The following is a 1,696-nucleotide window of genomic DNA, read 5'->3' on the forward strand; positions in this document are numbered from 1 at the left end:
GACATCCTCACCGTGGCCGGCGACATCGGCGAGCCAGAGACTGCACAGCGCGTGATTCGTGAAGCCATCGCCCGTTTCGGCCGAGTCGATACCCTGATCAACAACGCCGGGATCTTCATCGCCAAACCCTTCACTGCGTACACCGCTGAAGACTATGCCAATGTGTTGTCGGTGAACGTCAACGGCTTCTTCTACATCACCCAACTGGCCATCGCCGAGATGGAAAAACAGGGCAGCGGCCACGTGGTCAACATCACCACCAGCCTGGTCGACCACGCCATCGACGGCGTGCCATCGGTACTGGCCTCACTGACCAAAGGTGGCCTGAACGCGGCAACCCGTTCCCTGGCCATCGAATACGCCAAGCGCGGCATTCGGGTGAACGCAGTATCGCCCGGCATCATCAAGACCCCGATGCACGGCGAAGAAACCCACGCCGCCCTGGGCGCACTGCACCCGGTCGGGCACATGGGCGAGATCGATGACATCGCCAGCGCGGTCGTGTACCTGGACGGCGCCAAGTTCGTCACTGGCGAAATCCTCCACGTTGATGGTGGGCAGAGCGCGGGTCATTGAGACCTGGGTTTTCCAGACGGCAGAAACAACAAAGCCCTCGTATTTCTACGAGGGCTTTGTTTTGTATGGTGCGGCACCAGACGAACGGTAGTCTCCGACGGGACTAGGTTTGATGCGGGTTTGGGGTTCGATGGAAAATTTAGCGTACCCCCACTAGTAGCTATAAATAAATCAGCTAGTTATGGCGCTCAGTGGAATCGAATCCGGAATTCATAAATTATTAGCACGCATCGTCTCGCACGTGAGTCATCCAAAGCAGTGTATAGCCTGAAACAATACTGAAGCTAAACGTTACCGGTCACTACCATCATGGCGCAGCACTTGCCAATTGAAAATAATGCGCGGCTAATGTGTCTTACCTCGCGAAGAAGTAGGGGGTTATTTCACATAAACCCCTAAAATCTCAACCAAAATATTAACTTATTTTTACGTAATGCTATCCCGCAATCTTTCCGTAGGTCTCAAATTCAATAAATTTTGAACCATAGAGATCTGGAGGTATTTTCTTCTGTAGAAGTCTGTGGAAATTTTCATCATGTGTAGACATTATTAATTGCTTCCCAAATTTGTAGCTCAACGTCCGTAGTAGGTCAATAGTAGAGAGTATATTGATTGAGTCCATTGAATGTATTGGGTCATCAATAAATATTGAGTCAATCGGCTCTCCTTTATATTTGGCATGCAACGCTTTAGCTAAAAATATACTCAAGCTCAAAACATTTAGTTGCGCGGCACTAAAATAAAAATTTGGTGAGATTGAATCGTTGTTGTTGTCTTGGACGTAAATTTCAAACCTGGGATTTTCATACCTTGGAAATTTACAGTCAAACCTAACACTATTGAATTCTGGGTGAGGATCTATTTTTGAGTATATTTTATTAATTAATTTAGGGAAAAAGAAACTGTCTATATGCAATCTAAGATTGTCAGCCACCTGATCATACTCATTGTCAAGTTTGGCTGTTAGGGTTTGATGCAACCCTAAGTCTGCTCTTAGTTCATGCAGTTTTTGCTTGGCTTCCTGGTGTTTAAAAAACGGTGCGAGCTCATCGAGCTGAGTTGCGAGCGATTCGATGGTTGCAAATAAATTAATTGTTTCTGCAATTTTATTGTTCAGAGC

The 1,696-nt window shown here is 47.0% G+C and carries 2 protein-coding genes; one reads left to right on the plus strand and one right to left on the minus strand.

What is annotated here, in order from left to right:
- Nucleotides 1–576, plus strand: a 576-nt coding sequence (locus ACOCD9_RS06955; protein ID WP_419546875.1) for an SDR family NAD(P)-dependent oxidoreductase, incomplete at its 5' end; no start/stop codon positions are given.
- A 436-nt stretch (nucleotides 577–1,012) separates the two neighbouring features.
- Here the strand turns inward: ACOCD9_RS06955 and ACOCD9_RS06960 are convergent.
- Nucleotides 1,013–1,696: hypothetical protein (locus ACOCD9_RS06960; RefSeq protein ID WP_419546877.1), on the minus strand; the 684-nt coding region annotated here is incomplete at its 5' end.

Origin of the sequence: Microcystis sp., assembly GCF_048564745.1 — a bacterium.
In the GTDB taxonomy this organism is placed as follows: Bacteria; Cyanobacteriota; Cyanobacteriia; order Cyanobacteriales; family Microcystaceae; genus Microcystis; species Microcystis ichthyoblabe_A.